The 24,082-nt window shown below is 62.9% G+C and carries 30 protein-coding genes; 2 read left to right on the forward strand and 28 right to left on the reverse strand.

The annotated features are described in order from the left end of the window. Positions 1-23 precede the first annotated feature (23 nt). Both erdR and ACPZMI_RS17780 read right to left on the reverse strand, forming a co-directional pair. Positions 24-674, reverse strand: a complete 651-nt coding sequence (erdR, locus tag ACPZMI_RS17775) for a response regulator transcription factor ErdR (protein ID WP_054891023.1) — start codon at positions 672-674, stop codon at positions 24-26. 256 nt (positions 675-930) lie between these two features. Further along, a complete protein-coding gene (locus ACPZMI_RS17780; RefSeq protein ID WP_186667196.1) occupies positions 931-1,641 on the reverse strand; it encodes a tRNA-uridine aminocarboxypropyltransferase in 711 nt (236 codons plus the stop codon). Positions 1,642-1,863: 222 nt separating this feature from the next. Here ACPZMI_RS17780 and ACPZMI_RS17785 point away from each other — a divergent pair, with 222 nt between their 5' ends. Next, positions 1,864-2,286 (forward strand): quorum-sensing-regulated virulence factor family protein, encoded by a 423-nt coding sequence (locus tag ACPZMI_RS17785; protein ID WP_186667197.1) that lies wholly within the window; start codon positions 1,864-1,866, stop codon positions 2,284-2,286. Position 2,287: 1 nt separating this feature from the next. Here the strand turns inward: ACPZMI_RS17785 and ACPZMI_RS17790 are convergent, their stop codons facing one another. Continuing rightward, positions 2,288-2,491 (reverse strand): hypothetical protein, encoded by a 204-nt coding sequence (locus ACPZMI_RS17790; RefSeq protein WP_186667198.1) that lies wholly within the window; start codon positions 2,489-2,491, stop codon positions 2,288-2,290. Between the two features lie 357 nt (positions 2,492-2,848). Between ACPZMI_RS17790 and ACPZMI_RS17795 the strand changes: the two genes are divergently transcribed. Further along, complete coding sequence (locus ACPZMI_RS17795; protein ID WP_186667199.1) at positions 2,849-3,967, forward strand: LOG family protein; 1,119 nt, start codon at positions 2,849-2,851, stop codon at positions 3,965-3,967. A gap of 60 nt (positions 3,968-4,027) precedes the next feature. Here the strand turns inward: ACPZMI_RS17795 and recX are convergent, their stop codons facing one another. From recX to ACPZMI_RS17920, 25 genes are all read right to left on the reverse strand, one after another. Beyond that, complete coding sequence (gene recX / locus ACPZMI_RS17800; RefSeq protein ID WP_186667200.1) at positions 4,028-4,498, reverse strand: recombination regulator RecX; 471 nt, start codon at positions 4,496-4,498, stop codon at positions 4,028-4,030. Positions 4,499-4,517: 19 nt separating this feature from the next. Then, positions 4,518-5,585: a recombinase RecA gene (gene recA, locus ACPZMI_RS17805; RefSeq protein WP_125931569.1), complete on the reverse strand. Its 1,068-nt coding sequence runs from the start codon at positions 5,583-5,585 to the stop codon at positions 4,518-4,520. A gap of 104 nt (positions 5,586-5,689) precedes the next feature. Then, positions 5,690-6,172: a CinA family protein gene (locus ACPZMI_RS17810; RefSeq protein WP_426352743.1), complete on the reverse strand. Its 483-nt coding sequence runs from the start codon at positions 6,170-6,172 to the stop codon at positions 5,690-5,692. A 59-nt stretch (positions 6,173-6,231) separates the two neighbouring features. After that, entirely contained in the window at positions 6,232-6,732 is a 501-nt protein-coding gene (locus ACPZMI_RS17815; RefSeq protein WP_426352744.1) for a lysis system i-spanin subunit Rz, read from the reverse strand. Continuing rightward, positions 6,726-7,274 (reverse strand): glycoside hydrolase family 19 protein, encoded by a 549-nt coding sequence (locus ACPZMI_RS17820; RefSeq protein ID WP_186667202.1) that lies wholly within the window; start codon positions 7,272-7,274, stop codon positions 6,726-6,728. The genes ACPZMI_RS17815 and ACPZMI_RS17820 overlap by 7 nt, the downstream gene beginning before the upstream one ends. A 102-nt stretch (positions 7,275-7,376) precedes the next feature. Next, the gene (locus tag ACPZMI_RS17825) at positions 7,377-7,922 is read right to left on the reverse strand and encodes a hypothetical protein (RefSeq protein ID WP_411383109.1); all 546 of its coding nucleotides are present in this window, start codon (positions 7,920-7,922) and stop codon (positions 7,377-7,379) included. A gap of 50 nt (positions 7,923-7,972) precedes the next feature. Then, on the reverse strand, positions 7,973-8,782 hold the full coding sequence (locus tag ACPZMI_RS17830; RefSeq protein WP_426352745.1) for a hypothetical protein: 810 nt from the start codon (positions 8,780-8,782) through the stop codon (positions 7,973-7,975). Between the two features lie 6 nt (positions 8,783-8,788). Continuing rightward, positions 8,789-9,373: a 2OG-Fe(II) oxygenase gene (locus ACPZMI_RS17835; RefSeq protein WP_186718885.1), complete on the reverse strand. Its 585-nt coding sequence runs from the start codon at positions 9,371-9,373 to the stop codon at positions 8,789-8,791. Between the two features lie 24 nt (positions 9,374-9,397). Further along, positions 9,398-10,432: a phage late control D family protein gene (locus ACPZMI_RS17840; protein ID WP_426352746.1), complete on the reverse strand. Its 1,035-nt coding sequence runs from the start codon at positions 10,430-10,432 to the stop codon at positions 9,398-9,400. 40 nt (positions 10,433-10,472) lie between these two features. After that, positions 10,473-10,679: a tail protein X gene (locus ACPZMI_RS17845; RefSeq protein WP_063545897.1), complete on the reverse strand. Its 207-nt coding sequence runs from the start codon at positions 10,677-10,679 to the stop codon at positions 10,473-10,475. Continuing rightward, positions 10,654-11,499: a phage tail protein gene (locus ACPZMI_RS17850; protein WP_426352747.1), complete on the reverse strand. Its 846-nt coding sequence runs from the start codon at positions 11,497-11,499 to the stop codon at positions 10,654-10,656. The genes ACPZMI_RS17845 and ACPZMI_RS17850 overlap by 26 nt, the downstream gene beginning before the upstream one ends. A 15-nt stretch (positions 11,500-11,514) precedes the next feature. After that, on the reverse strand, positions 11,515-13,545 hold the full coding sequence (locus tag ACPZMI_RS17855) for a hypothetical protein (RefSeq protein WP_426352748.1): 2,031 nt from the start codon (positions 13,543-13,545) through the stop codon (positions 11,515-11,517). Between the two features lie 124 nt (positions 13,546-13,669). Next, positions 13,670-13,972 carry a phage tail assembly protein gene (locus ACPZMI_RS17860; RefSeq protein ID WP_426352749.1) on the reverse strand — a complete coding sequence of 101 codons (303 nt, stop codon included), beginning with the start codon at positions 13,970-13,972 and terminating at the stop codon, positions 13,670-13,672. Between the two features lie 11 nt (positions 13,973-13,983). Continuing rightward, entirely contained in the window at positions 13,984-14,493 is a 510-nt protein-coding gene (locus ACPZMI_RS17865) for a phage major tail tube protein (protein WP_065862264.1), read from the reverse strand. Between the two features lie 13 nt (positions 14,494-14,506). After that, positions 14,507-15,673 (reverse strand): phage tail sheath subtilisin-like domain-containing protein, encoded by a 1,167-nt coding sequence (locus ACPZMI_RS17870; protein ID WP_063545901.1) that lies wholly within the window; start codon positions 15,671-15,673, stop codon positions 14,507-14,509. 126 nt (positions 15,674-15,799) lie between these two features. Further along, on the reverse strand, positions 15,800-16,237 hold the full coding sequence (locus tag ACPZMI_RS17875) for a phage tail assembly chaperone (protein ID WP_426352750.1): 438 nt from the start codon (positions 16,235-16,237) through the stop codon (positions 15,800-15,802). A gap of 11 nt (positions 16,238-16,248) precedes the next feature. Next, the gene (locus ACPZMI_RS17880) at positions 16,249-18,969 is read right to left on the reverse strand and encodes a phage tail-collar fiber domain-containing protein (protein ID WP_426352751.1); all 2,721 of its coding nucleotides are present in this window, start codon (positions 18,967-18,969) and stop codon (positions 16,249-16,251) included. Beyond that, positions 18,962-19,573, reverse strand: coding sequence for a phage tail protein I (locus ACPZMI_RS17885; protein WP_426352752.1), 612 nt, complete (start codon positions 19,571-19,573; stop codon positions 18,962-18,964). Before ACPZMI_RS17885 ends, ACPZMI_RS17880 begins: the two co-directional genes overlap by 8 nt. A 1-nt stretch (position 19,574) precedes the next feature. Further along, positions 19,575-20,456, reverse strand: a complete 882-nt coding sequence (locus ACPZMI_RS17890; RefSeq protein WP_065862268.1) for a baseplate assembly protein — start codon at positions 20,454-20,456, stop codon at positions 19,575-19,577. Then, positions 20,453-20,779, reverse strand: a complete 327-nt coding sequence (locus tag ACPZMI_RS17895) for a GPW/gp25 family protein (RefSeq protein WP_186667212.1) — start codon at positions 20,777-20,779, stop codon at positions 20,453-20,455. The genes ACPZMI_RS17890 and ACPZMI_RS17895 overlap by 4 nt, the downstream gene beginning before the upstream one ends. A gap of 87 nt (positions 20,780-20,866) precedes the next feature. Beyond that, entirely contained in the window at positions 20,867-21,427 is a 561-nt protein-coding gene (locus tag ACPZMI_RS17900) for a phage baseplate assembly protein V (protein ID WP_411383118.1), read from the reverse strand. After that, entirely contained in the window at positions 21,424-21,921 is a 498-nt protein-coding gene (locus ACPZMI_RS17905) for a hypothetical protein (RefSeq protein ID WP_186667214.1), read from the reverse strand. Before ACPZMI_RS17905 ends, ACPZMI_RS17900 begins: the two co-directional genes overlap by 4 nt. Positions 21,922-21,932: 11 nt before the next feature. Beyond that, positions 21,933-22,256 (reverse strand): phage holin family protein, encoded by a 324-nt coding sequence (locus ACPZMI_RS17910; RefSeq protein WP_054891048.1) that lies wholly within the window; start codon positions 22,254-22,256, stop codon positions 21,933-21,935. A 540-nt stretch (positions 22,257-22,796) separates the two neighbouring features. Next, positions 22,797-23,531: a LexA family transcriptional regulator gene (locus ACPZMI_RS17915; protein WP_426352753.1), complete on the reverse strand. Its 735-nt coding sequence runs from the start codon at positions 23,529-23,531 to the stop codon at positions 22,797-22,799. Between the two features lie 64 nt (positions 23,532-23,595). Further along, positions 23,596-24,036 carry a hypothetical protein gene (locus ACPZMI_RS17920; protein WP_426352754.1) on the reverse strand — a complete coding sequence of 147 codons (441 nt, stop codon included), beginning with the start codon at positions 24,034-24,036 and terminating at the stop codon, positions 23,596-23,598. Positions 24,037-24,082 lie beyond the last annotated feature (46 nt).

The following is a 24,082-nucleotide window of genomic DNA, read 5'->3' on the forward strand; positions in this document are numbered from 1 at the left end:
AAAAAAGCGTGAAGCCGCGAGGCTCAGTTAGCTGAAACCGATTCAAGTTGTTGCAGCAGCAATGCGGCCTGGGTCCGGGTGCGAACGCCCAGCTTGCGGAAGATGGCGGTGACGTGGGCCTTGATGGTCGCCTCCGAGACGCTCAGCTCGTAGGCGATCTGCTTGTTCAGCAAACCCTCGCAAACCATGGTCAGTACCCGGAACTGCTGCGGCGTCAGGCTCGCAAGCCCCTCGCTGGCGGCCTTCGCTTCAGCCGACACATCAACCTTTTCGAACGCCTGCGGCGGCCACCACACTTCGCCATCGAGCACCTTGCGCACGGCGTCCTGGATGGTTTCCAGCGGGCTGGACTTGGGAATGAAACCGCTGGCCCCGAACTCGCGGGACTTGACCACCACGGCCGCCTCTTCCTGCGCCGACACCATCACCACCGGAATCTGCGGATACTGCCCGCGCAGCAGGACCAGACCGGAGAAGCCATAGGCCCCCGGCATGTTCAAGTCGAGCAGGACCAGGTCCCAGTCGGATTTCTCGGTCAGGCGTGTTTCCAGTTCGGCGATGCTTGCCACCTCCACCAGCCGTACGTCCTGCCCGAGGCCGAGGGTCACGGCTTGGCGCAAGGCGCTACGGAACAGCGGATGGTCATCGGCAATCAGGATTTCATATGTAGCCATCGATCCAGGGGTCCTGTTCTGTGCCAGGCGCTGCGGGGTACGGGGCCTGTGCCTGGCGGGCAACTCAAGGCGCGGGCGACGGCGCCGCCTGCGGCAAGGGCACGACCGCAGCCTGGGATGGCGGCTGCGTCGTGGCCGAATCGGCGCCAAGGATGCCGAGCACCGTCCGGGTGGTCAAGCCAATTGCCCGGCGGCCTCGCCCACCCTGGCGACCTGCTCGACAGTATGAACCAATCCGGCTCGCTTGCCCCTTGGACTATAGGAAGGTATGCAAGCGTTGATGCGGCTCATCCTGGTCGTCCAGTGCCAGGTGTCGCTTGCCGCTGAGGTAATGCAGGCTGAACACGTCGAGGTAGGCATCCAGCGCTTGGGAGGCACGGTTGTCGCCGGCCAGGTCCAGACACATGGCCGCCACTTCCGCGGTGCAGAAATGATCGTCACGCTTGGAGCGGCGCAGGCGGTAGCGCGACATCTGCTCGGCCTCCAGGCTCAGCACCGGGAAGCGATCCAGGTACGGACTCTTGCGAAACATCTTGCGCGCTTCGGTCCAGGTGGCGTCGAGCAGGATGAACAGCGGCCGCTTGCCAGGCTCGCACACCACCTCGTTGACCACCCGCTCCGGTGCGACGAACTCACCAGGGAAGACGATATAGGGCTGCCACTGGGGTTGTTCGAGCAGCGCCAGCAAACGCGCGTCGACATCGGTGCGCTGCCAGCCGAAGGCCCAGGTATCTTCGATCAGGTCTGCGATCAGCCAGCCGGTGTTGGTCGGCTTCAATGGCTCGGTGTCGTGCATCACCAGACACATGCCGGCCCGGGCGTCGACCCGAGGCTTCCAGGCGCACAGGCAATGGCTGGCGATCACCCGGCAGTCCGGGCAGCGATCAGCGCGCGAACCGCGGGCGACGAAAGGTTTGTTGCTGCGCGCCAGACGCTCGGCGCGCAGGCGCGCTACCGCATGGCTCATGGCTGCAAGCCTGTGGACAGGAATGGGATGGACACTGCGACAACTCGGCGGGGAACAAAGACGTGAGTCTACCAGAGCAGCCACAGGATTGCCGTGCAGGCTACAAGCGCGCTCCCTTATAATCGCGCCTTTGGCAGCCGCTGCGCCCGTTGAGCGACGCGTTCATGGAACGCCGCCAGAAGGCGCAGGTCAAAGCGCCAGTTACCGAACCAGGAGAGATTCATGCTGCGTCTTATCGTCCCGACCCTGAGCCTGCTGCTCGCCCTGCCGCTCGCAGCCAATGCGGCGTCCAAGCAGGACTACGAGCTGAACCAGATGCTGCAGAAGGTTGCCAAGGAGAGCAGCGTCGGCACGCCACGCGCCGTCAACGAAGACATCCTCGATCAGGGATACACCGTCGAGAAGGGCAAGGCGCTGGTCAACCACCTGAGCGTGCGCGAAGAACATGCCCAGCGCATGCTGGAAAACCCGGCGCTGGTGCGCAGCCAGCTGGGCGACAGCGTCTGCCGCAACACAGGCTACCGCCAACTGATGACCAAGGGCGCGGTAATGGTCTACCGCTTCACCGTCTACAAGACCAACCAGCCGGTCATGGACCAGGCGTTCGATGCTGCCAGCTGCACGGCCGGCAACAAGAAGAAGTGATTCAGGCGACCTGATCGTCGCTGGCGCGCCGTTGCTCCTCATCGGCGCGCAGATCCGCCAGCAAGGCCTGAAGGTAACGTGATTGCCTGTCGGCGCCTTGCAACCTGCGCAGGCACTCGCCCTCCAGGCTCAATTGATGGTCCTGGGCTGCACGCCTGAGCAGTTCATACAACTGCAAGTCCACCTCAATGACCAACCGATGCATACCGCGACCTCCCTGCATCGCGCCGTTGTCTTTCAGTTAATCAAACCCCTGCACCGATTGGATCCTATCAGACGAACGGTTTGCAGCCGCAAACCGGCAGGATCGCTCGCCAGCGTCTAGATTGAAAGCGAACAGCACGCGTCAGCGGCAAGCACAGGAGATTGCCGCGCCACGACGTTGCCGGACCCGCAACGACAAAAGACAAGATGGACTCACGCCACTGCATCACGGCCTTGAAGGCCTACTGCAATGCTCGAGATGCACACTCGAGCGACAGCAGCCAGCGACACACGCAGTGTCGCGGCCGGGACACCCCATCGACCCGGTCAGAGGTTTTGCTGCAGAAGGAGACGCTGAATGCCTTACCTACCGAATGAACGTCTGTCCGATCATTTCAGGGAACAGGGGATCGACCTGAACAAGATTGATGAACAACTGCAACTGGTGGCACCGGACAGCCCCAACCTGCCGCTCTACCGCGACATGATGCTGACCATCCTGCGCATGGCCTTCGACGACGCCAACCGATGGAATGCCAAGATCACCTTGCAGGCCCTGCGCGAACTGGACCACTCCTTCCGCACCCTCGAACGCTACAAGGGGCGACGCAAAGTCACTGTATTCGGCTCGGCGCGCACGCCTCAGGAACACCCGATGTATGCCCTGGCCCGAGAGCTGGGCGCCAGCCTCGCCCGCTCCGACCTGATGGTCATCACCGGGGCCGGAGGCGGCATCATGGCCGCTGCCCACGAAGGCGCCGGAGCAGCAAACAGCCTGGGTTTCAACATCACCTTGCCCTTCGAGCAGCATGCCAACGCAACGGTGGATGGCACCGATCAACTGCTGCCCTTCCACTTCTTCTTCATCCGCAAGCTGTTCTTCGTCAAGGAAGCTGACGCGTTGGTGCTCTGCCCGGGTGGTTTTGGCACCCTCGACGAGGCACTCGAAGTGCTGACCCTGATCCAGACGGGTAAAAGCCCTCTGGTACCGGTGGTGTTGCTCGACTCGCCTGGCGGGAGTTTCTGGCAGGACGCACTGAGCTTCATCAGCCGTCAATTGGAAGAGAACCGCTACATACTCCCCAGCGACCTGAAACTGGTACGTCTGGTACACAGCGCTGACGAGGCCGTGGAGGAAATCAACCAGTTCTACAGCAATTACCACTCCAGTCGCTGGTTGAAGAACCAGTTCGTGATCCGGATGCTGCACCCCCTCAGCGAGGCGGCGCTATACGACATTCAGGAGGGCTTCGCCGACCTGCGCCTGAGTGGCAAATACCATCAGCAAGCCGACAGCAGCGCAGAACATGAAGTCGGCGACTTCAACCACCTGACCCGCCTGACCTTCGCCTTCAACGGCCGTGACCAGGGACGCCTGCGTGAACTGGTGGACTTCATCAACCTGCCGGAAAACTGGGCCAAACCCCAACCGATGCACACGACGCAACATGCCCGGGAAGCGTTGAAAGTCAGTTGAACGAAAAACGGCCAGTGCGGCTGACCTGGCAGATGTCTGCCATGTCAGCCGCACTGGCCGTCAATCGTCGAGATCGCGCCCGCTGAGCAGTCGCCCGATCATGTCCATGGAAAAACCACGGTAGGCGAGAAAGCGTGTTTGCTGCGCTCGGCTGCGAGGATCCTGAGGGCGTTGTCCGGCGAACTTGCGCTGCCAGACGTCCCGTAAGCGGGCTGACCAATCTACACCGCTTTCGCGCAGTGCCTGATCGATATCGCCACGGTTCAACCCTCGCTGGCTCAGGTCTTCACGAATACGCGCTGGACCATAACCGGCGTTGGAACGGTAGGAGATGAAGCTCTCCAGATAGCGGGCCTCACTGAGCAGGCCTTCCTCGGCAAGCCGATCAAGCGCGGGCTCGATCAGCTCATCCGTGGCGCCGCGCTGACGCAGCTTGCGAGTCAGCTCGACACGACCGTGCTCGCGGCGCGCAAGCAGGTCCATGGCTGTCCGCCGAACGGCGACGGGGGTGTCGAGTACGACGGACGACATGTGCGATCAACCAGCGATATCAATAACCGGCTTCAGCATCAGCCATATCGTCGGCATCAGCTTCGGCGGCGGCAGCCTTGGCAGCCGCGGCGACAGCGCCGGAGGTCAGCAGCTTCTCACGAATCTGCTTCTCGATTTCCGAACCGATGGCCGGGTTCTCTTGCAAGTACTTGGCGGCGTTAGCCTTGCCTTGGCCGATCTTGTTGCCCTGGTAGCTGTACCAGGCGCCGGACTTCTCGACCAGGCCTTGAGAGACGCCCAAGTCGATGATCTCGCCGTTACGGTAGATACCTTTGCCGTAGAGAATCTGGAACTCGGCCTGACGGAAGGGTGGCGAAACCTTGTTCTTGACGATCTTGACGCGCGTTTCGCTACCGACCACTTCGTCGCCTTCCTTCACCGCGCCAGTACGACGGATATCCAGACGGACCGAGGCGTAGAACTTCAGGGCGTTACCGCCGGTGGTGGTTTCCGGGCTACCGAACATCACGCCGATCTTCATACGGATCTGGTTGATGAAGATGACCAGGCAGTTGGCGTTCTTGATGTTACCGGTGATCTTTCGCAGCGCCTGGGACATCAGACGGGCCTGCAGGCCGACGTGCATGTCACCCATTTCGCCTTCGATCTCGGCCTTGGGTACCAGGGCCGCCACGGAGTCGACGATGATCACGTCGACAGCGTTGGAACGCACCAGCATGTCGGTGATTTCCAGGGCCTGTTCGCCGGTGTCTGGCTGCGAGACCAGCAGGTCATCGACGTTGACGCCCAGCTTGCCAGCGTACTCAGGGTCGAGGGCATGCTCGGCGTCGACGAAGGCGCAGGTGGCGCCGTTCTTCTGGGCTTCGGCGATGACCGACAGGGTCAGCGTGGTCTTGCCCGAGGATTCCGGGCCGTAGATCTCGACGATACGGCCCTTTGGCAGGCCGCCGATGCCGAGGGCGATGTCCAGGCCCAGCGAGCCGGTGGAGATGGCTGGAATAGCCTGGCGCTCGTGATCGCCCATGCGCATGACTGCGCCCTTGCCGAATTGGCGTTCGATCTGACCCAGGGCCGCAGCCAAGGCGCGCTTCTTGTTGTCGTCCATTGAAATCCTCACGTGTTCGACGTGGCCCTGATGGCCGGAATACCTGTATAAGTAGCCAGTATTATTCCACAGGGATTCGTTTCCGCAAACCCCCGTCGAGCGATTTACTCGGCACCAAGCTGTAACAAGCCGTCTAACGCAGCGATCACCGTCTGTCGGCGCACCGCCTCGCGGTCGCCATCGAAGTGACGGCGCTCGCTGATAACACGGCCTCCATCGCCCCAGGCCAGCCATACAGTGCCCACCGGCTTGGCCGGCGAGCCGCCATCCGGCCCGGCGACACCACTGACCGCCACGGCAAAACGCGCGCCGCTGGCGGCCTGGGCACCACGAACCATGGCCTCGACCACCTCCTGGCTGACTGCGCCAACCTGGGTGAACAGTGCCTCGGGGACGCCAAGCTGCCGGGTCTTCTGGGTGTTGGAGTAGGTGACGTAGCCGGCCTCGAACCAGGCCGAACTGCCGGGAATACGGGTGATCGCCTCGGCGATGCCCCCGCCGGTGCAGGACTCGGCGGTGGTCACCTGCGCATTGAAACGGCGCAGGTGTTGGCCCAGGCGGGTAGAAAGTACGGTGATCGGGTCCATGACAGGCTCCTTGCGTGACTGCGCACTACCCTACCACCCTCATCCCCCCAGGCAAGGATTCACGGCGCCAGCGCGCGGATATACGCCTGGCAGGCACGCAGGGCGATCAGCCCCCGGTCGCCGTCGTCGGTAATGGCGATAATTCGTCGAGCATGCGCCGGGTCAAGTCGGGCGCGTACGGTGCCATGATCCACGCCGCCGGCGCCGGTGGCTGCAGGCATTGTGGAACAGGCGGCGTCACGCTCGACCAGGACCGACAGGCGCAGATCGGCAGTAGCAAGGCGATCACGCAGCCGAGCCTGATTCTGTTGCGCATCGGTAAGCTCCTGGAAATGGTTGGACTCGCTGTCATGCAGGCGGCGCTCGAGCGCCTGGCGCTGCTCGCGCTCGCTGCGCAGTTGCTCGTTGAGCACCTCGGCCTGCTCCACTCGCTGGCGCGCCTGGAGCTCGTCCGACTCGGCGAACAAACGCTCGTAGCGCCAGGCCTGGGCCTGCCAGGCCAGTGCCGCCGACAGCAGCATCAGCGCCAGGCATGCGCAGAGCTGCCAACGGCTCAGCACAAGACCTCCCGGGCCCTGGCCCAGAGCTTGAGGCGCTCATCCAGGCCATTGAGCCCACCGTTGATATGCCGGGTGATACGGTTGAATTCACCACGATCGGCCAGGGCATTGAGCCCGCGCGACTGCCAGAACCAGGCCGCCGACTCGCAGGCCCAGCGCGGCTGCTCGAGAAGCTGGGGTTGCGCCAGCAACCGCTCATCACCGAACAGCGCACGGCTGCAGGCCTGGTAGTTGTTGCGCCCGGTGACCTGGATCAGGCCGCGACCGCAATACAGCTGGCCATCGCCGTCAGCCTCAGGGGTGTTGCCCAGGCGCAGGGCCAGTGGGCCGGTGTCGTAGCGTGAAAGGTAGCGGTCGCTGCCCAGTTCCTTCACATAGCGTAACTGGCCGGACTCATGACCGACCTGGGCGAGAAAGGCGGCGATGCGCTTGGGATGGTCGATTTCCCAACGGGCCATGGCGTCGTTGAGAGGTGTGAGAAACGCGCCGGCACGCTGGCCGGCGAGCGGATAGATCTGAATGAGTTGCCGCTCGGTGAGCATGCAGAACCTCCCTGGCAAGCAAAAAAAACCCAGGCAATGCCTGGGTTGGAGTGGGTTGTGGACTGCGTCCTGGATAATGGCGCAGAGGATCGGTGCAAGACGTCAGCCTTCGGCAGCACCGCCCCGGGAAAAAATGCGCCGCCGGTGGCGCCAACCGGTCAGCAGCGCGAAGGCCAGCGCTGCAGCCGACATGACGCCACTGACGATTACACCGCGGCGGATCGAAGTGTTGTTCCACTCGATGACCTGTTGGTTCAGCCGGTCGTCGAACAGAATACGACCCTCTTCACTGGCCAGGGCTCGCACCCGCCCGGAGCCTTCCACGGTCAGCCTGAGCACGGTGCCCATACCGATTCCCGCCTGCTCGAACGCACTGCGATAAGCATACAGACCTTGCTGCCGACGCTGACCGTCCAGGTCGTAGGCCACACCAAAGTTGACCAGCTCGGGCTGGGGCTTCCAGACTTGTGGGTGGGTCGTCAGTCGACCGTCGAGCGTGAACAGCCTGGTGTCATCCGACGCAGGATCGTCGCGATATCCCCGCGCGTAGATCGCGGCGAAAGCAAGGAAACAGATCGCCAGGAGCAGCAGGACGATGAAACGCTGGCGGGGCGTGAGTGCAGAAAGCTGAGAGGCGAGTGAAGCCATATGTCCGTTATCGATGACCGTTGGGCTGGAGCGCAACCCTACCACGAACCTCAGCGGTGGTATTGATCGCTGCCCAGGTACACATCACCCGGGTTCACGATCTCGATCGGACCGATATCGATCCAGGCGTCCGGCAGATCAGGGTAGACCACAGGTGCCGTACCGGAGCTGCCTCCTTCAACATAGCCCCCTCCCCCGCCGCCAGCCGCCGCCCCTTCTTCATAGACGGCACGGCTGTCGCTGGACAGCGCCACCGCCCCCGTTGCCGGATCCCAGTGAGTGGTAGCAATACGATCGGCGTAGTAGGCGCCCAGCTCGGCGAGCGTGGCCAGTTTCAGGTCCGGTGCCACCCAGTAGTCGGGGTAGCTGGCCTGGGGATTAGCGCTGAAATACTGCTCCCAAACCGGTTTCACCAGCGACTGGTAGAGGTTGTTCCTGACGTCGGAGGTGATGATGCCCGAGACGTTGGCGCCAATACCGACCGCTGTGAACAAGGCCGCGGCAGGGCCGAACCCGGCCAGCAGGGCAATACCGCCGACCACGCCGGCAACGTTGCCTACCAAACTGATGACATCGCCGGTGTTGAACGGTTGCTCGGTGCGGTACTCCGCAGTGATCTTGACGAACACGGTGGTCGCGGCCAGCGTGTTGGTGGTCACGCTCAGGAACGGCGTGAAGCCGGCTGTCAGCTTGACCATGGAAGTCACGCCAGCCACTGTCGCAACCGTCTGGGTGCTCTGGTTGACCAGGGCGAAGCCCTCCTTGTCGCTATTGTACTGATCGATCAGCGACGTGCCGGCTGCACCGGTGCCCGCCGCCTTGTCGACATAGCCGACGATCAGTTCGACTGTTCCAGCCATGGTTATCTACTCCTTGATGAGGGTCTTGAAAGCCAGGCTCACACGCAAGCGATTGCAGCTTGCGGTGGGCGATCTGGCGCTATGGGGAATGCGTCCGTCGAAAAGCACGATTCGCCCGGGCTTGGGCAGTACGGCCTTGATTACATCGGTCTTGGCGGCGTTGAAGAACAGCAGCTCGCCGCCCCAGGCCGTAGCCCAGTGTTCGTTGCAGAACATGACCAGGGTCTTGCCCGGCTCATCCGGGCGGTTGTCGCGGTGGATAGGGCCGTCCTGGCCGCTGGTCTGGCCATTGGCGTAGACCCCAAGCAACGTTGCCTGCGGCAGATGGCTGTCCTTGAAGCCAGCCCACCAATCGGCCAGGAACGTCCAGCCGGCGCGCTCACGCAGTTCCTGCTCGCAGTCCTGTCGTTGTTCGCGTGCGCTGCCGGCAATGAAGGCATGCCAGCACGGTCGATCCAATACGCCGTAGTGCTGCGCCCAGCCGAAACGCCACACAGGGCCGGCCAGCCGCTGGGCGAGCATGGACAGCTCCTGTGGGCTCAGCAGGTCGTCCAGCACCTGGATCGCATCCGGGTTGAAACTCGATTGCATGAAGATACTCCTTGTCGAAAAGGCCTAGGCCTTGAGGGTGGCGGCCTTGTCCGCTGCACGCCCCGCGTTCCCGGCCTTGCCCGTCTTGCCACCGTTGCACTGCACGGTGGTCCGCCAGCCGGACCCGGTGAACACTTGCTCGACCGAGTCGATCAGGTACTGGCCGTCTAGCCCGTCGACAAAACCACTCACCTCGATGCTGCGTTCGACGAACAGGTCAGTGCGCCCGGGCATGTCCAGGCGCACGCTGGCCGTCTCGCGGTTGAAGCTGGCCAAGCGTGCGCGGGCAGCCTGTTCGGCGGCGGCGCGATTGGGGTACAGGTGGCGGTCGGTATGGACAGGACGCTGGCTCTCGGAGCCTGCGTCGTTGCCCAGCTCGACCACCTTTAGCTCACCGCTGGCACTGTCCTGGTGACGGGTGCGCACGGCCTTGCGGGTGGCCTTGTCGTCCAGGCGAAACTGCCACTGGCTGACGTCGCCGCGCCGCAGTGTCACCAGCCCCAGCGTCTTGCCGCTGGCGCTCTGCCCGCCCTGGCGCGGCAGTACCAGCAACTGGCCGTTGGCGAGCTTGCCAGTGCAGTCGTACTGACGAGCCAGACGGGTGATGAAGTTGAAGTCCGATTCGTTGTACTGGTCGATACGCGGCACGTTCAGGGTGACCGGGCAGATCGCCTGCCAGCCGTTGCGCGCGCCAATCTCGGCGATGATGCGTTGCAGCGGAACATTCTCCCAGCTGCCGCTGCGGATGGTTCTGCCACTGCCGCACAGGTCGCTGGCCTTGCCGCGGATAACCAGCGTATCCGGCGGCCCGGACAGCTCGACTTCATCGACGGTGAAGCGCCCCAGCAGCGTGAGCGGCTGCCCGGCGTACCCCAGGTGCACCTCCAGCACCGCGCCGCGAGGCGGCAAGGCCAGGGCGCCGTCGCGGGCATCGATGCGCAGCTCGAACGTATCCGACTCCATGCCGGGTTTGTCGGTGGTGCGCAGCAGCAGCAGGCGGTCGTTGATCAGCGCGGTGATGTCCTTGCCATCGGCCTTGATGCTGAAGACGGGTTGCATGACTCATGCCTCCGTTGTCGGTGTGGAAACAAGCCTGCGTTCAGTCCCAGAGCTGCACGCTGCTGACCGTGGCAGTGGGTAGGTCGGGCAGCAGGATCATCACGCCGGCACGCAGCGGCTGGTCTTCGTCGGCCAGCCCTTGATTGGCCTCCAGTACGGCTTCGACCGTGCGGTTGAGGTGGCCGTAGTAGTGCTGGCAGAGGGTGTCGAGCAGGTCGCCGTCAGACGTTTTGCAGGTCTTCGCCATAGCGGGTGAACTCCAGTGAAAAACCCTGTTTGCGTGGAATACCGCCTGCCAGCAGATTGCTCTGGTCTTCATCGATACTGGTCAGGCACCAATTGCCGAGCACCTCGCCGTAACCGGTGGTCAGGCTCAGGGGCAGCAACTGGCGACCGATGCTGCGCAGGGTCTGCAACTGGCCAAGTCCGCCCTTGAACGCAGGGAAGATCGCACCACGGATGCTGATCGTCTCCTCGCCCTGGCCGACAGCCTGCTGCGCGCTGTCACGGCTCAGGCGCTCCTGGGCAGCCCAGCGGAAACGGGTCTGGCGACGCAACTGGTCGAACGCGGCGGTATCGAGGTTGAAGTAGTACGGTGTTGCATTGGCCTTCAGCGGTTGCAACACCAGCAGGTGCGCAAATGGCTTGATCGCTTCGGCGGCCGGCGTTGTCCGCGGCGCGAAGCCGAAGGTGACGAGTACCCCGCTTGCCACTGCGCGGGCATCGCCCACCACCTTGCGGATCGCCGCGCCGGCCTTGCCCAGGTGCTCGGAAAAGACCTCGACACGCTCCTGCACCTTGCGCACCTCGTCGACGGTCTTGTCGTAGCGGGCAATCACTTTGTTGACACGCCCTTGTGCCGAGTCGATGGCACGCAGGGTACGTTGCAGGCGCTGGCCGATGGCCGGTCCGATCCAGGGCAATGCTTCGAGTTCGGCCGCGGCTTCCTTGACGTGGTCCACGGCCTGGTTCATCGGGTCGAGCATGGCGCCGGCACGCCGACGCCCCTCCTCGCCCGCCTTGACCAGTGCATGCAGTGCGGCCTGCAACTGCTCCAGGTAGGTCATGAATGTCCCTCCGGTTCAAAATTGTCGTAGAGGGTCTGCCAGACGCGCTTCATCAGCTCTTTGCCGTTCTTCCAGTACCCGGCGCACAGCCAGTTCCAGGTCGGTGGCGAGTTGGTCGTGTGCAACAGCGGCGCCTTGCAGCGTGATGGGGATGTTGGTGGTGAAGTTGAAGGGCTGGCCTGCCCCGCTGGTAATCACCGGTTGGGCCGGGGCTTGCGGCGGAGCATCTGGCAGGACGCTGGCTTGCGGCGGCACCGACAACTGCGCGGCTGGTATCTGCACCTCTACTGCGAGCTTGTCCATTACAGCTGAACGTCCAGACGCTGAGGCCTGCACCACAACCTTCGGCAACCCCAGTACAGCAGCCGGCCTTGACGGCTTCTGAGGCGATCGAGGGAGCTCGACCTTTATGGCAGCGGGCGCAACGCTGGCGCCAGGACTTTCGAATCTGGGAGAAGGCACGATACCGGGGACCAACGAAAGACCAGGAATCGCCGGAGGCCATGCACGAGGCTCAGCGATGGCGCCTGCAACCCGGTGCTTGGCCGCCGCACTTGGCGCCCTCCCCTCATCCACAGGACGTCTCAACAGATCCCTGACGAGAGCCTTGTCCATGCCGGCAGTGTCAGCAGTCGAACCCGGCTTCGGCCTAGTCAACATCGAAGGCCGCCGTTGCGATGAAACGCTTGCGGCGGTTGCAAACTGCGCCATAAGCCCCGCCGGCCGAAGAGGAGACGGCGGTCCTGACGACCTGGCACGCTCCGGGCTCTGCTCCTTTGCCGTCCCGCTCGCCTTGGCCGGCAGCCCGCGCCGTACCGGCTGCTCTGTGGAGGCAGGCTCTTGGTACTGGGTGGCCAAATATTTGCCTACCGCCGACCCAACCTGATCGCCCACAAAGTTGCCGACCGACATCCCTATCGTGGTACCGATCGGACCCAGCAACGATCCGGCGGCACCCAGGGCGCCACCAAGAATCAGGCCCCCTGCCGCGCCGCCATAACCGCTCCACTTTTCTTCACGGGTTTGCGCCGTGCCATAGGTATAGGCCGCCTTTGCACCAGCCTCGATGAACATCGAAGCAAGGGGTATTTTCAATGCCTTGAGGTTCTCTGCGACGCCCTTGGCGGTCCCAGCGACAGCCCCTGGGTTGGTGTAACGCTGCTTGAGTACCTCCCAGCTGGCATAACCCCCGCCCACCACCGCAGCAGTCGTAAGCGCGTCCCTGACTGAGCCAGACAGCGTCGAATAAGGATCCGCGTCAGGTTTCGACTGAGTCGATACCGGCGTTGATGGCGGTTTGTCCTTGGCTGTAGCCGATGCAGGGTTCGTGACCCGCTCGCCAGCCCAGGCGCCCAGCTTGTCGCCGGCCATACCGAAGGCAACGCCGCCCACCTCCGAGACCATCGTGCCCCAGCGCGGCACCGCCGCCCCCAAGGCCTTGCCGCCTATGGTACCGACTGCCGACCCAACCGCACTGAGATAGCCCACTGCCTGCTCCTTCGCCGTGGTGGCGGTGGAAGCGGTGTGGAAGAGCTTCAACCCCAAATCCAACTTGGTTGCAGAGGCAGCCTCCTTGGCCGCAGCCCCTGCTCGGGTACGGGCAGTGGCTCGGCTCGGTGTGGGATCAGCAGAGGCTGACGAAACTGCTTCGCCCTCCCCCGACACCACCCCTTGTCGAGCTTCAGGTGCATCCGCGTTGATCCGGGGAGTTGAATCTGCGCGCAGCCGAGGCTGGGGGTACGCATGTACGATCTGAGCGGGCAACTCGAACGGGGGTGAGTTGGATGCGCGCCATCCCTGTTCAGCCAAGGGTAACGGCTGGTGCTCCAGTGCCGGATTGGGTCCTTGCCAGTTCGACAGCTGTGGCACGACCGATGGATACGGGCCTGGTCGCCAGATATCCAGCGGTGATGAAAACGATTGCAGCGCCTTGCCGTAAGGCGCCCAATGATCGGTAAACCTGGCGCGATAGTCATCGAGCGCGCCAGGGAAAGCCGAGCCAGATGCGACGGCTTCCCCCAGGGCAATCCCTGATTTGTTCGCCATCCGTTAATCCTCTCAATCCGAAAGCCACCAGACCATGTCGCTGAACGACATAGTCATGATTTCGCTCGCGGAAAAATTCAGCTCCTTGGCCAGCCGCCTTGCGGCGGCCTTCTGCCGGGTCGGGTCAAACCTCGTCGTCCTGCACCAGGCGAAAATACCCGGCCTGCAAGCGGCCGTAGTCCTTAAGGGTGAGGCCTTCGAGGTCCTTGATGCCGACTTCGGCCAGCGAGGCGAAGAGGTTCAGCTCGCGCTGCTCGTCGTCGCTGGCGCCGCCGGCCTGGGCGTTGCGCATGTCACGCACCGTCGGGGCCCGCAACGTCAGGCTGTCGACCTGAACGCCATTGGCCTCGCTCGGACGCGACAAACGCACCGTGACGCGGTCGGCTGCAAGGTTCAGCCACTGGGGCTGGCGGTTTTTCTGAGCCATATGCACCTCCCTTACAGGCCCAGCGCAGTACGCTGCGCCGCCAGTTGGTCGACACCGTCGATCACCCGCTTCATGCCCAGGGCATCGATCTCGTAGACCAGGCGACCGTCAACTTCCAGCTTGTAGTAGCTGAGCGCGACGCTGTGCTTGATCTCGGCCTTGTCGCCGGATTTCCAGTCGCCCATGTCGATTTCCTTGAGCGAGCCGCGCAGGGTGACGATGACTGGATTGATCTGGCCCTTGAGGCCCTTGAAAGCGCCACGGAACGTGCCGTTGAAGGCCGTGCCATCGGCCAGGCCGAAGAACTTCAGCGACTCGCGGCGCACGCCGGTGGTGGTGAAGGCCGCTTCCTGTTTCTCCATGCCCAGGTCCATCTCGACCGGCATGTCCATGCCACCGGGACGATGCTCCTCCATCTTCAGGGTCAGCTTGGGCAGGGTCAGGCTGGGTACATCGCCCTGGAAGCTCACACCGTCGACGAACAGGTTCAGGTTGGCCAGGGTTTCGGGAATCATTGCCATGTAGATGCGCTCCTTAAGCGGCGGAATCGAGGACTTCGGTCAGCCACTGGTTGGTGACTTCGACGCGGAAATTGGGGTTTTCGGCAGGCGGTACGTCGGTGAAGCGGATGTTCCAGTACACCTTGCCCTGCTCCAGTTGGCTGGCGGTGTTCAACTCCGGATCGGCGAAGACCTCGAAGTTGATGATCGCGCCCTGGTTCTTCAGGTCGCGCATGAAGGCCTGCAGGCCTTCGGTGACGTCCTTGACGTAGGTGGCGGTGATGGAGCGATCGACGGCCCACTTGTGGCCGTAGAGGATCGCGTCCATGACGATGTCCATGGTCCGCACGCGGGTGACGAAGGCCCACTTCGGATCGCTGGACAGGGTGCGGTTGCCCCACAGGCGGAAGCCGTCATCGCGAATGATGGTGGCGATGTTGGCGTTGTTCAGCAGGTTGGCGCGGCAGCTGTCGTCGCCATCGAGGAACTCCACCGGGCGGCTGGTGCCGGTGATACCGACGAACTCCTTGTTCGACGGCGAGGCCCAGAAGCCGTACTCGCGATCGGTGAAGGCGAACAGGCCGGCGACCCAGGCCGAACCTGGCGCATCCACGGTGGCCTCGGCGACGGTGTCGAAGTAGCGCACGCCCGGATCGACCAGGAAGGCGCGCTTGGCACCGAAGTTCTTGGCGTAGGCGAGCGCGGCTTCGTCAGTGGTGCCAGGGCCGTCGATGATGGCGATGCCGCGCAGCTTGTCGGCCAGTGCCACCAGCGCGGTGCCGACCGCCTGGGTGGCGCTGTGCTTGGGCGCGACCAGCAGGCGCGGCTGGGCGTTGAAACGGCTCTTGCCGTCGAGCAGTGCCTGCAGGCCGGTGCGCTTGCCGTCAGCGAGCACGTTGCCGATGATCGCCGCGGTCTGCTCGGCCGCCTCTTCGAGCTTTGCCACGCCGCAGGCGACGATGACCGCCTTGGCGCGGCTGTAGATGGCACGACAGGCCTTGGTGATCGCCGCATCGGCGCCGAAGGCGGCCACGGCTTCACGCTCGCTGGTGATGAGGACGAGGTCGTTGGCCTTGGCCGTGACACCGGCACCTTCGGTGAAGGTGTCGACCAGGCCGATGATCGAGGACGACGGCAGTGCGATGTTGCGGGCGCCGGTGTCTACGTTGGTTACGGTGACGCCGTGGAAGAATCCACTCATGTAGGGTTACTCCAGGTTTGCGGATGAAATGAAAAGGCCCCGCGGATGCGGGGCCTTGGGGTATCTGGTTCGAAGTGGACATTCCCCGTGCAAGAGGAAGCTACGAATCCCGATGATTTTTGCGAATCAACTTGCTGCGGATTCGGACTCGACGAACGAAGGTGTCAGCGGACGCAGGGAGTCATCGGGGAAGCCTTCAGACTCAGGCCACTCTCTCAACGCCTGCCGGTAGCGCAGAAGCTCAGCGAACTGAGAAGGCGTCAGTGTTGGGGCGAGGTTCAACTCCTGCTGCTCGACATGCCTGGCCACAAGCCATTGACTCGTTTGCAGTTGCAGGTTTCGCCATACACGCTCGGCATTCGAAGACTGCTCAAGCGTGGGCGCGGGAGGGTCGACGAGAACGGGTAGGCCGTGCTGGTCATGGGCACGGAACTTGTCTGGCGGAGGATTGCAAATTATCTCCCGAAACAAGTCTTCAGAAATCGTTACGGCATCCATTGGGATGTCAGCGTGGATACCTTCCAAATAGGTAGTGCCTGTGGTTTTGCTGTAATAGCGCTTCATGCAGTATTGCCTCAGTAACCAATAGCAAAATAGGGGCAGGCGGAAAGTGTGGGGTTGCCCCAGCCCACCGAACCCTTGGTGTAGGAGCCAATGTTCAGCACGTTCATTCCCGTGTTACTGAGCCCTCGGAACTGCCAGAAGGTACGCGTGGTACCACCAGGCTGGGTATTGTCATAGGCGCCTACCCAAAAACAGCGATTTGGAAAAGCCAACGGAAAGCTGACATCCGCGTTTTCGGTGGTGTTAACGCTTGAACCGTACTGGAGGATCAAACCTCCGAGCCAAGTGGGCAGCATCAAGTAGCCGTTGGCGCCAAACTGCATGGAAAAGCCCCAGCGTATTTTCCGGGGGGACACTGCGGCGTTGTCTACAACGCCAGCATTGACCTCGGCCCGCGATGCGATACGCAAGGTGCCGGAGGTGGTTTCACTTCCTTCTGTCGCTAGCGCAGCCAACGCGGCGACGTCGATCTGCCCTTGATTGATCGGCGCATTCCACGCTTTGATGCACCACATCACCGCAAGGTTACGAGGACGGGTTTCTGCTGCTGTCCTTGCCACTTTGGAGGCATCGAAGCGAGCCACATCACTGGCAGCGGCAGAGTTTGGGTCACGGGTGATGGTATTTGCTGGCGACGACTCGGCGTAGGAGCCGGTAAATACGCCTGAGGTACCTCCCAGCACTCCAAGCCCGGTGCCCGTACCACCACGCATGCCAAGCGATCCAACAAGGTTCTGCAAGGCATCGTCCTGATAAGAACCCATTCCCCTCCCAGCATCCACACCGCGCCCATGGTCCCAGCCACGCAGAAACTCACCGCGGTAGTCCGGAAGGCGGAAGTAACCGGCGGGATCACCGACCTTGTTGTAGGCTGCGCCCAGATAGGTCGCAAGATCCGGATAACCGGCACTGCTTTGTAAACTTCCGTCCAGCTCCAGATACCCCGCAGGTGGCGTGGCTATCGGGAATGGCACGATGGCACCGACCGGCATCGCGGATCGCAACTTGGCCAACTCTTCAACAAGCGCCGCTACGTCAATCTGCCCTTGGTTGACCGGCGCATTCCAGGCCTTGATGCACCAAATGACAGCCAGATTTCGAGGTCGTGTTTCAGCTCCGCCAGTGCTGCCAGAAATCAAACCGGCAATCGATCCATTCAGCGAACCTGGGGTTGTTTCCTTGTAGGCTTTCGCCGTGGAGGAGGCGCTACTGCCGTACCCTTTGCCGAATATTGTGGTTACAGGGCCGGTGGCGCCCGAAACGCCGCTGGCACCAGGCCCGGCCCCGACGTTATCAATAAAGCCAACGTCTTTGTGCTCGTGAGACTTGAACGACTCGTCCTGGAAGCTGCCAAGGCCACGCCCGACATCTACCCCCCGCCCATGGTCCCACCCCCGCAAGAACTCACCCCGAGAATCCGGCAACCGGAAGAATCCGCTCTGCTCGTTCCCTTTGTTGAACGCGCCGCCCAAATAAGCAGCAAGATCCGGATAGACCGCGGCGCTCTGGGTACTGCCATCGACTTCAAGGAAGCCTGCAGGCACCGTACCGCGTGGAAATGGCAGCATGGTGCCGACCGGCAATGCCGAAGCTGTCTTCAACAGTGCCTGGATCTCGGCCTTGGTGTAGGTGTTGGCAGACTGGAACGCGCTGAATGCGAGAATTTCCACCGACTCACCGAGCGTGCAAGGTGCCATGAAGGTGATGCGTTGCCCATCGGACAGGTAATCAGTGACCTCACGCCCGTTGCGCAGGACGATGGTACTTCCAACGGTGTGTGCGACCTCGAATATCGTCTGCCCGACCGAGGCCTCGAACGAATAGCGCTCGAACGCCTTGCCCGCGCCGACACCGCCGCCAAGCTGGAAGTAGGTACCGTCATGGTTGAGGTCGTACAAGGCGCCAGCGCGAATATCGCCCCCCACCAGGTCGACCAGACCAGCTGTGCCGGCCTTCTTGACGGGCACGGCGGCGAGTCCGTTGACGCGCACAGTAACCGCTCCCGTGTTGGTCGCTGTGGCCTTGAACTGGAAGCGCTGACCTGCGGCATAAGCTGTCAGTGCGGACTCGCTGCTCTTCAGTTCGAGCACCAGGGCGTCAGCGCTGCCCTTGGCGTCGCCCAGCCAGGCCAACGGGCCTGAATCCTTCGCAGCGTCGGCCCGACGCAGGTACTGGGGATGCGGGTCGGCGGCTTCCACATGGGCTTTGAGCTGATTACGTGCATACAGCTCGGCGGCTTCGCGCGCCTTGTCCACATAGTCCCTAGTGGCCAGCACGATGCTCGGGTCGATCTTGAGATTGACGTTGGCGACGTTACCGAAGACTACGTGCATGCGGATGGTCTGGGTTCGCCCGGACCCTTGCGCCAGCAAAGGCTTGTAGCTCGGTGCAGGTTTGGCAATGGCGATCAGGTTGCCATTGGCATCCTCCAGCGCCAGTTCGCGAATCCACCAGCCGCCGATCTCGGGAGGCAACACCAGCTCTGCCACCAGCACACCCGGATCGGCAGGTGATGGATAGAGCGCGTTGAGTTGCGCCCGATAGACTTGGCGTACCAGAGCGGTCTGGGTTGGCTTCGGTGTCGGGTCGGGGGTTTGCGAGGGCTCACCGCCGGCATCGCCGATGAGCATGTGGGTGATGTTCCAGGGCAGGCCCAGCGCAGCCGTGTTGGCCTGCTGGGCAATACCGATGTTGGTCAGGAACCCACCGAATTGAGTGGTCGAGTTAGCCATTTAGGTAGATGTCCAATAAGTCCAGGGTGTGGTCGTTAACCAGGTTGAAAGCGTCCAGACGCACTTCGATATCTGCAGCCTCCCAGGGATAAACTTCCAGTAGTTCGCCCTCGTTCAAGGCGACTGCCTGATAGGCGCGGATGAAGGTCTCGAGGCTGATATCCAGTCCGATCAGGTGTCGACTGACCGGCTTTGCGTCCTCGATCAGGCGTGTCAGTTCCTGGTAGGTCTGTTCGTCAATGCCGCTGTCCTCTACGCCCACCTTCAGCGCAAAAGTCCCCGGCACCCCGGCAGGCTGGGCCTGCCACCACTCCTCCACCTCAATGAGGTAGCCGAACGGCTCGACCACCCGCCTGAGGGCGCCGAGGGTGCCTTTGCGGGCGTGGACGAAGAATGCTGAGCGGATCACCGAGCGCTTGACGGTGTCGCTCCAGCTGTCGTCCCAGCGATCCACCGACCAGGCCCAGGCCAGCTGGTAGAGCAGGTGCGCGGGGCAGGTGTCGGGGTTGTAGAGCTGGCGCAGGGTGACCTTGAGGTCTTCGTCGCCAGCCGTTTCGATGGCCCGCTCCAGCGGGGTGCGGTTGAGCGGCAGAAGGCTGTGCATGTCAGCCTCCGCGCTTGAGGTCGAAGCCTGTGCACCAGGCAGCCTGGGCCTTGCTCGGGCGGATGTCGGTCCAGTCGATCAGCTCGACCCGACTGACGCCGTCGATGTGCAACTGGGCGTCGATGCCAGAGCGGGCGACCTCGACACCCAGGCGGCGCCGCGGGTTGATCCAGGCCTGCAAACGACGCCGGCATTCGCTGAGGATGGCCTCGTACTCGGGACCGTTGTCGGCCATGTGCAGCACGGCGTCGATCCGGTATGGCAGCACCTGGGCGCTGCGCACATTGACCCGGTCGGCGACCGGGCGGATGTCCTCGTCGTTGAGGTAGGCGTTGACCTCGTCGAGCAGCGCCTGGGGCGCGACACCGTCGTCATCGATGCTCAGCACCGTGACATCGACCACCGCCGGCGACGGGCTTTCGGCGGTCGCGTCGGCGACCCGTCCCGAGGCGTTGCGGGCGTGGAGGATGTAACTGTTGCGCGGGCCGGCGGTGGTCAGGCCTTCATAGACCAGTTGCACACGTTCGCGAAGGGCGTCGTCGGATTCGAGAATCGCCTCGGTGGGTGGAACGGTGGTGGGGTCGGCGGCCTGGATCACCAGACGCTGCAACGAAACGTTGGCCGCCAGTTGGTCAAGGTCGCGACCCTGGGCATAGGCGAGCAACAAGGCCTTCGCAGCATCATTGATGCGTGCCCGGTTGAGCAGCTTTCGGTAGGCGCCGACCTCGAGCAGCTTGGTGACCGGATCGCTTTCCAACTGTGCCGTCCAGCCATCGCCCATATGTGCACGAAAGGTCTCGAGGTCGGCTTCGTACAGCGCTTCGAAATCCAGATCCTCGAGCAGTTGCGGGGCGGGCAGTTTGGACAGGTCTACCTGACTCATACGCTCACCTCCACCAGCGCGTCATCGCCCAGATAACGGCCGCTCAGGGCCAGGCTGACCTGGCCGTCGAGCACGGCTACGACCTTCACCCGCTCCAGTTGCAAGCGCGGCTCCCAGCGCCCAAGGGCGCGAGCGACCTCTGCCTGTACCGCACTCTTCCAGCCTTCGTTGACGGGCAGGTCGACATAGCGGCGCAACTGGCTGCCGTATTCCGGACGCATGCGACGGCTGCCCAGTGGGGTGGTAAGGATGTCCTCGATGGATTGGCGCAGGTGAGCGATCCCGGCCAATGGCAGGCCGGTGCGACGGTCCAGGCCGATCATGACGCGTCTCCCGGAAAATCCCGGGCGCGTTGATGGGTATCCATTGCGTTCTCCTGGCATTAAAAAGCCCGCGATGGCGGGCTGGGTTCAGTGTTTGTGGTTGGGCGTGTTGCCGGCGGTATCGATGATCCGCCCGCCGCCGTTGATGTCGCCGCTGACAGTCAGCGGGCCGTTGACCGTGACCTTGCCGGTCAGGGTGATGCTCGAGGCCTCGAGGGTGATCGCGCCATCACTGACCACCAGGGTGCTGGCACCGACCTTGATGCGCGCGTTGCCGCTGGGTAGTTCGATGTCATAGCGCCGGGCCTGCCAGTCGTAGGTCAGCGAACCGCCGTCATCGAAGCGCCAGACCTCGGCATGCTCGCGGTTGTCTGGCGGGAGGCCGGCATTGCCATACAGCCCGGCAAAAAAAGTACCTTGCGCCGGGTCGCCACTGGGGCTGAGCAACACGCCCTGCTCACCCAGGCTGGGCGCCCGCCAGTGCCGGGCCTTGCCGGCCGCCTGGGCATGCCAGCGCACCCAGGCGCTGGTCCAGCCGCCACCGTCGGACACCCTGACCCGCGCAGCGGCCAAGTCCACCGCCACCACGCGGCAGGGAATCACCAGGGTGGCGAGCATGCGGTCATGCGTGGCACTGACATAGCTCATGCCAGGTCCTCCGGGGCGATGTACTGGCTTTCATTACCGGGCCCCGTGTCTGGACTGAAGCCCAGCCTGAGGCTGCCCGGCGGCTGGTCGGGCCAATGCCATTGCAGTTCGCCCAACAGCACTGGCTGGTCCCAGCGCACGCGCCAGCCAGCACCGGCGAAGAAAGCCCGTACGTTGCGGCTCGGCTCAACGAAGTCGAGCCCCCATAGCTGCTGGCGCAACAGGTCCATCAGTTGTGCAGCCAGCACGCTGCCCTGCAGGCGTGCCTCGGGGTTGGCGGCATCGGGGGTGATGTCCGCCTCGAAGGTGGTGACCAGCACCGAGCGTCCATCCCTGGGCGCAGCATCGGCAGTCATGCGCACGATGCCATGGCGCAATGCCGGCAATGCCGGGGTATTTCCTGCTTCCGTATAGGCATCAACCGATGCCAGTTCCGGAATCGCCTCTCGAATCGTTGCGGTCAATGCCGCATGCAAGGTGGCCAGTTCGCTCATGTGCCGCACTCCTATCGTTCGTCCTTCAAACCAAGGCGCCTGGCTGCCCAGCGTTCATAGAGGCCGATGGCTACATCGGCCCCCGCCATGGCGGTCAGGCACCCGAAGGCGCTAGCGCTCCAGATCGACATGCCGCTGGCATACAGCAGCATCACTGTCGACACCCCACACACCATGCAAGCCCCCGAGCGCAGCGCCAGCCGCCGTAGCAGCGACCAACCTCGGGCGCCGGCCTTGTCGGCCCGCCACATCTCACCGGAAAGCCCTCCCAGCAATGCCAGGACGATCACCAGCCAGAGCGGCATCTCCAGCAACGCCTGTTGCTCGTTCGTCACTGTCCTGTCTCCTGTGTCATGGCCACCGACGAGTGCCGGTGGATCCCTTGCCGTGTAACGCGGCATTCCAAAAGGCCCGTCCGTGCAGGCCCTTCAGTAATGCGTTGTCGAACCGTCGGTCACATCTGGTGACACCGGCCGGTTCCGCTTCAAATTGGTGACTCCGACCGCGGCCCCCTGCCCGCCGGATAACTGATCGTGGTGCTTTACGCTGCACACCCGGGCCAGTTGCCAACCCTCTGAACAGTCAAGGCCTGTTCATCGCTGCCTGTGTAACAACCGGTTGCTGTCCGGCTTGAGATACAGGCTATGCATTGATGCATATGCAGTCAATGCATTTTTGAAAATATTTATGCATGAGGAGTTGCTTAAATGCATGAAGGCCTTGTCGGGTATGGCCTGTAGGGCTTTTCAGAGAGCCTAAAATTTTGTAGGCCCGGTATGGTTTGAGGCGGCGGGGGATGCAAGACGGGAGGCGGGGATACTTCGTATGCATGAAAAAACCCGCCGAAGCGGGTTTTTATCCAGCGGATTTGCGGGTCAGCGTGCGTACATGCCCCACCAGAAGACATGCCCGAGCAGGCTGATCTGCTCTTCCTGCATCTGCTGGAAACTGTAGTCTTCGTCGGGGTGTTCATCACGGTTGAAGCTGCGCAGGCGTATGCCGGTGGGCAGGCGATAGACCTGCTTCACCCGCAGCTGGCCATTGTGGTTGATGGCGTAGAGATCGCCATCGATGATATCGCCAATGGCACATTTGCCGGTGTTGACGCCGACCGTCGCGCCATCGCGCAGCACTGGCAGCATGCTGTTGCCGCGCACCGTGACGCACTTGGCCTGGTCGAACTGCACACCATTGTGGCGCAGGCTGCGCTTGCCGAAACGCAGGCGCGCGCGCTCGCTTTCCTCGATGACGAATCTTCCTGATCCTGCTGCCAATTCGACCTCTCGAAGAAATGGAACGGACACCTCGTCATCCTCGACGGGGGTTTCATCGTCCCACAGGCTGATGTCGCTCAGGTCCACATGACCATGCATGGGCTGCACCTCGCGGGACTCCCCCAACTCCATGCGGCCACGCAACTGATCGGTGCTCACGCCGAAGTAATCGGCGATTCTGGAGACATGCTTGTCTGACGGATCGACAATTTTCTCGCTAAGGATCCGAGACAGGGTGGATTGCGGTACGCCCGTGCGCCGGTGCAGCTCCGTCGGGGACAGGCCGTGGCGATCGAGCAGTTCTCTGAGTACAGTGGCTACGTTGCGCTTTTGCATAAAATGCATATTGCTGCAGATCGATGGGAAATGCAAATGCATGCAACACACCCCGAACCTGCGATCATTCAGGGATACCCGTCACCGTATGCACTGCCCGCATCGCACAAGGCGGACGCGCGCCCTGGGGCTCGATCTGCTCGCACTTGCGCAGCAACGGCAACGCGTCGCTGAACTGGATTGCAGCGACCGTATCGGCATGCTGCTGCGACAGGAAACAGTGCTCGAAGCGGTAGGCCGCATACACATCGGCCTGCACCGGTTCATTGTCATAGACTTCGGCCACGATCTCGCGCAGCAACTGGCGGGTCGGCTCGTCCAGCCTGGCCGGTATCCCCTGCAGCAACTGCTCCCGTGGTGTCCCGCCAGCCCGTGCCTGGACCACATGCCGCGAAGCCTCTAGCGAGGCCTGCATGCCCTGCGGAAACGGGCACTGTGCAGCCGCCATGAGCGGTAACGGCAGGCTCAAGCCTGCGACCATCAGATAAAACGCCACCCTTGGCATGGAATTCCTCGCGCGGTGTTCGGGCTGCCCGGAAAATCGACCAATC

It is taken from the genome of Pseudomonas wayambapalatensis, from assembly GCF_049942315.1.
GTDB lineage: Bacteria > Pseudomonadota > Gammaproteobacteria > Pseudomonadales > Pseudomonadaceae > Aquipseudomonas > Aquipseudomonas wayambapalatensis.

Coding starts and splice junctions, on each gene's coding strand:
- ACPZMI_RS17810 (WP_426352743.1), bottom strand. CDS start 6,172: ATGGACCCGATCACCGTACTTTCTACCCGCCTGGGCCAACACCTGCGC.
- ACPZMI_RS17845 (WP_063545897.1), bottom strand. CDS start 10,679: ATGGCGAAGACCTGCAAAACGTCTGACGGCGACCTGCTCGACACCCTC.
- ACPZMI_RS17880 (WP_426352751.1), bottom strand. CDS start 18,969: ATGGCTAACTCGACCACTCAATTCGGTGGGTTCCTGACCAACATCGGT.
- ACPZMI_RS17820 (WP_186667202.1), bottom strand. CDS start 7,274: ATGCTCACCGAGCGGCAACTCATTCAGATCTATCCGCTCGCCGGCCAG.
- ACPZMI_RS17875 (WP_426352750.1), bottom strand. CDS start 16,237: ATGAAGCGCTATTACAGCAAAACCACAGGCACTACCTATTTGGAAGGT.
- ACPZMI_RS17885 (WP_426352752.1), bottom strand. CDS start 19,573: ATGCACAGCCTTCTGCCGCTCAACCGCACCCCGCTGGAGCGGGCCATC.
- recX (WP_186667200.1), bottom strand. CDS start 4,498: ATGTCGTCCGTCGTACTCGACACCCCCGTCGCCGTTCGGCGGACAGCC.
- ACPZMI_RS17865 (WP_065862264.1), bottom strand. CDS start 14,493: ATGGCAATGATTCCCGAAACCCTGGCCAACCTGAACCTGTTCGTCGAC.
- ACPZMI_RS17835 (WP_186718885.1), bottom strand. CDS start 9,373: ATGCAATCGAGTTTCAACCCGGATGCGATCCAGGTGCTGGACGACCTG.
- ACPZMI_RS17825 (WP_411383109.1), bottom strand. CDS start 7,922: ATGGCTTCACTCGCCTCTCAGCTTTCTGCACTCACGCCCCGCCAGCGT.
- ACPZMI_RS17850 (WP_426352747.1), bottom strand. CDS start 11,499: ATGACCTACCTGGAGCAGTTGCAGGCCGCACTGCATGCACTGGTCAAG.
- erdR (WP_054891023.1), bottom strand. CDS start 674: ATGGCTACATATGAAATCCTGATTGCCGATGACCATCCGCTGTTCCGT.
- ACPZMI_RS17785 (WP_186667197.1), top strand. CDS start 1,864: ATGCTGCGTCTTATCGTCCCGACCCTGAGCCTGCTGCTCGCCCTGCCG.
- ACPZMI_RS17920 (WP_426352754.1), bottom strand. CDS start 24,036: ATGCCAAGGGTGGCGTTTTATCTGATGGTCGCAGGCTTGAGCCTGCCG.
- ACPZMI_RS17860 (WP_426352749.1), bottom strand. CDS start 13,972: ATGGCTCAGAAAAACCGCCAGCCCCAGTGGCTGAACCTTGCAGCCGAC.
- ACPZMI_RS17790 (WP_186667198.1), bottom strand. CDS start 2,491: ATGCATCGGTTGGTCATTGAGGTGGACTTGCAGTTGTATGAACTGCTC.
- ACPZMI_RS17840 (WP_426352746.1), bottom strand. CDS start 10,432: ATGCAACCCGTCTTCAGCATCAAGGCCGATGGCAAGGACATCACCGCG.
- ACPZMI_RS17905 (WP_186667214.1), bottom strand. CDS start 21,921: ATGAGCGAACTGGCCACCTTGCATGCGGCATTGACCGCAACGATTCGA.
- ACPZMI_RS17915 (WP_426352753.1), bottom strand. CDS start 23,531: ATGCAAAAGCGCAACGTAGCCACTGTACTCAGAGAACTGCTCGATCGC.
- ACPZMI_RS17780 (WP_186667196.1), bottom strand. CDS start 1,641: ATGAGCCATGCGGTAGCGCGCCTGCGCGCCGAGCGTCTGGCGCGCAGC.
- recA (WP_125931569.1), bottom strand. CDS start 5,585: ATGGACGACAACAAGAAGCGCGCCTTGGCTGCGGCCCTGGGTCAGATC.
- ACPZMI_RS17895 (WP_186667212.1), bottom strand. CDS start 20,779: ATGATCGGCCTGGACCGTCGCACCGGCCTGCCATTGGCCGGGATCGCT.
- ACPZMI_RS17900 (WP_411383118.1), bottom strand. CDS start 21,427: ATGAGCTATGTCAGTGCCACGCATGACCGCATGCTCGCCACCCTGGTG.
- ACPZMI_RS17855 (WP_426352748.1), bottom strand. CDS start 13,545: ATGGCGAACAAATCAGGGATTGCCCTGGGGGAAGCCGTCGCATCTGGC.
- ACPZMI_RS17795 (WP_186667199.1), top strand. CDS start 2,849: ATGCCTTACCTACCGAATGAACGTCTGTCCGATCATTTCAGGGAACAG.
- ACPZMI_RS17870 (WP_063545901.1), bottom strand. CDS start 15,673: ATGAGTGGATTCTTCCACGGCGTCACCGTAACCAACGTAGACACCGGC.
- ACPZMI_RS17830 (WP_426352745.1), bottom strand. CDS start 8,782: ATGGCTGGAACAGTCGAACTGATCGTCGGCTATGTCGACAAGGCGGCG.
- ACPZMI_RS17890 (WP_065862268.1), bottom strand. CDS start 20,456: ATGAGTCAGGTAGACCTGTCCAAACTGCCCGCCCCGCAACTGCTCGAG.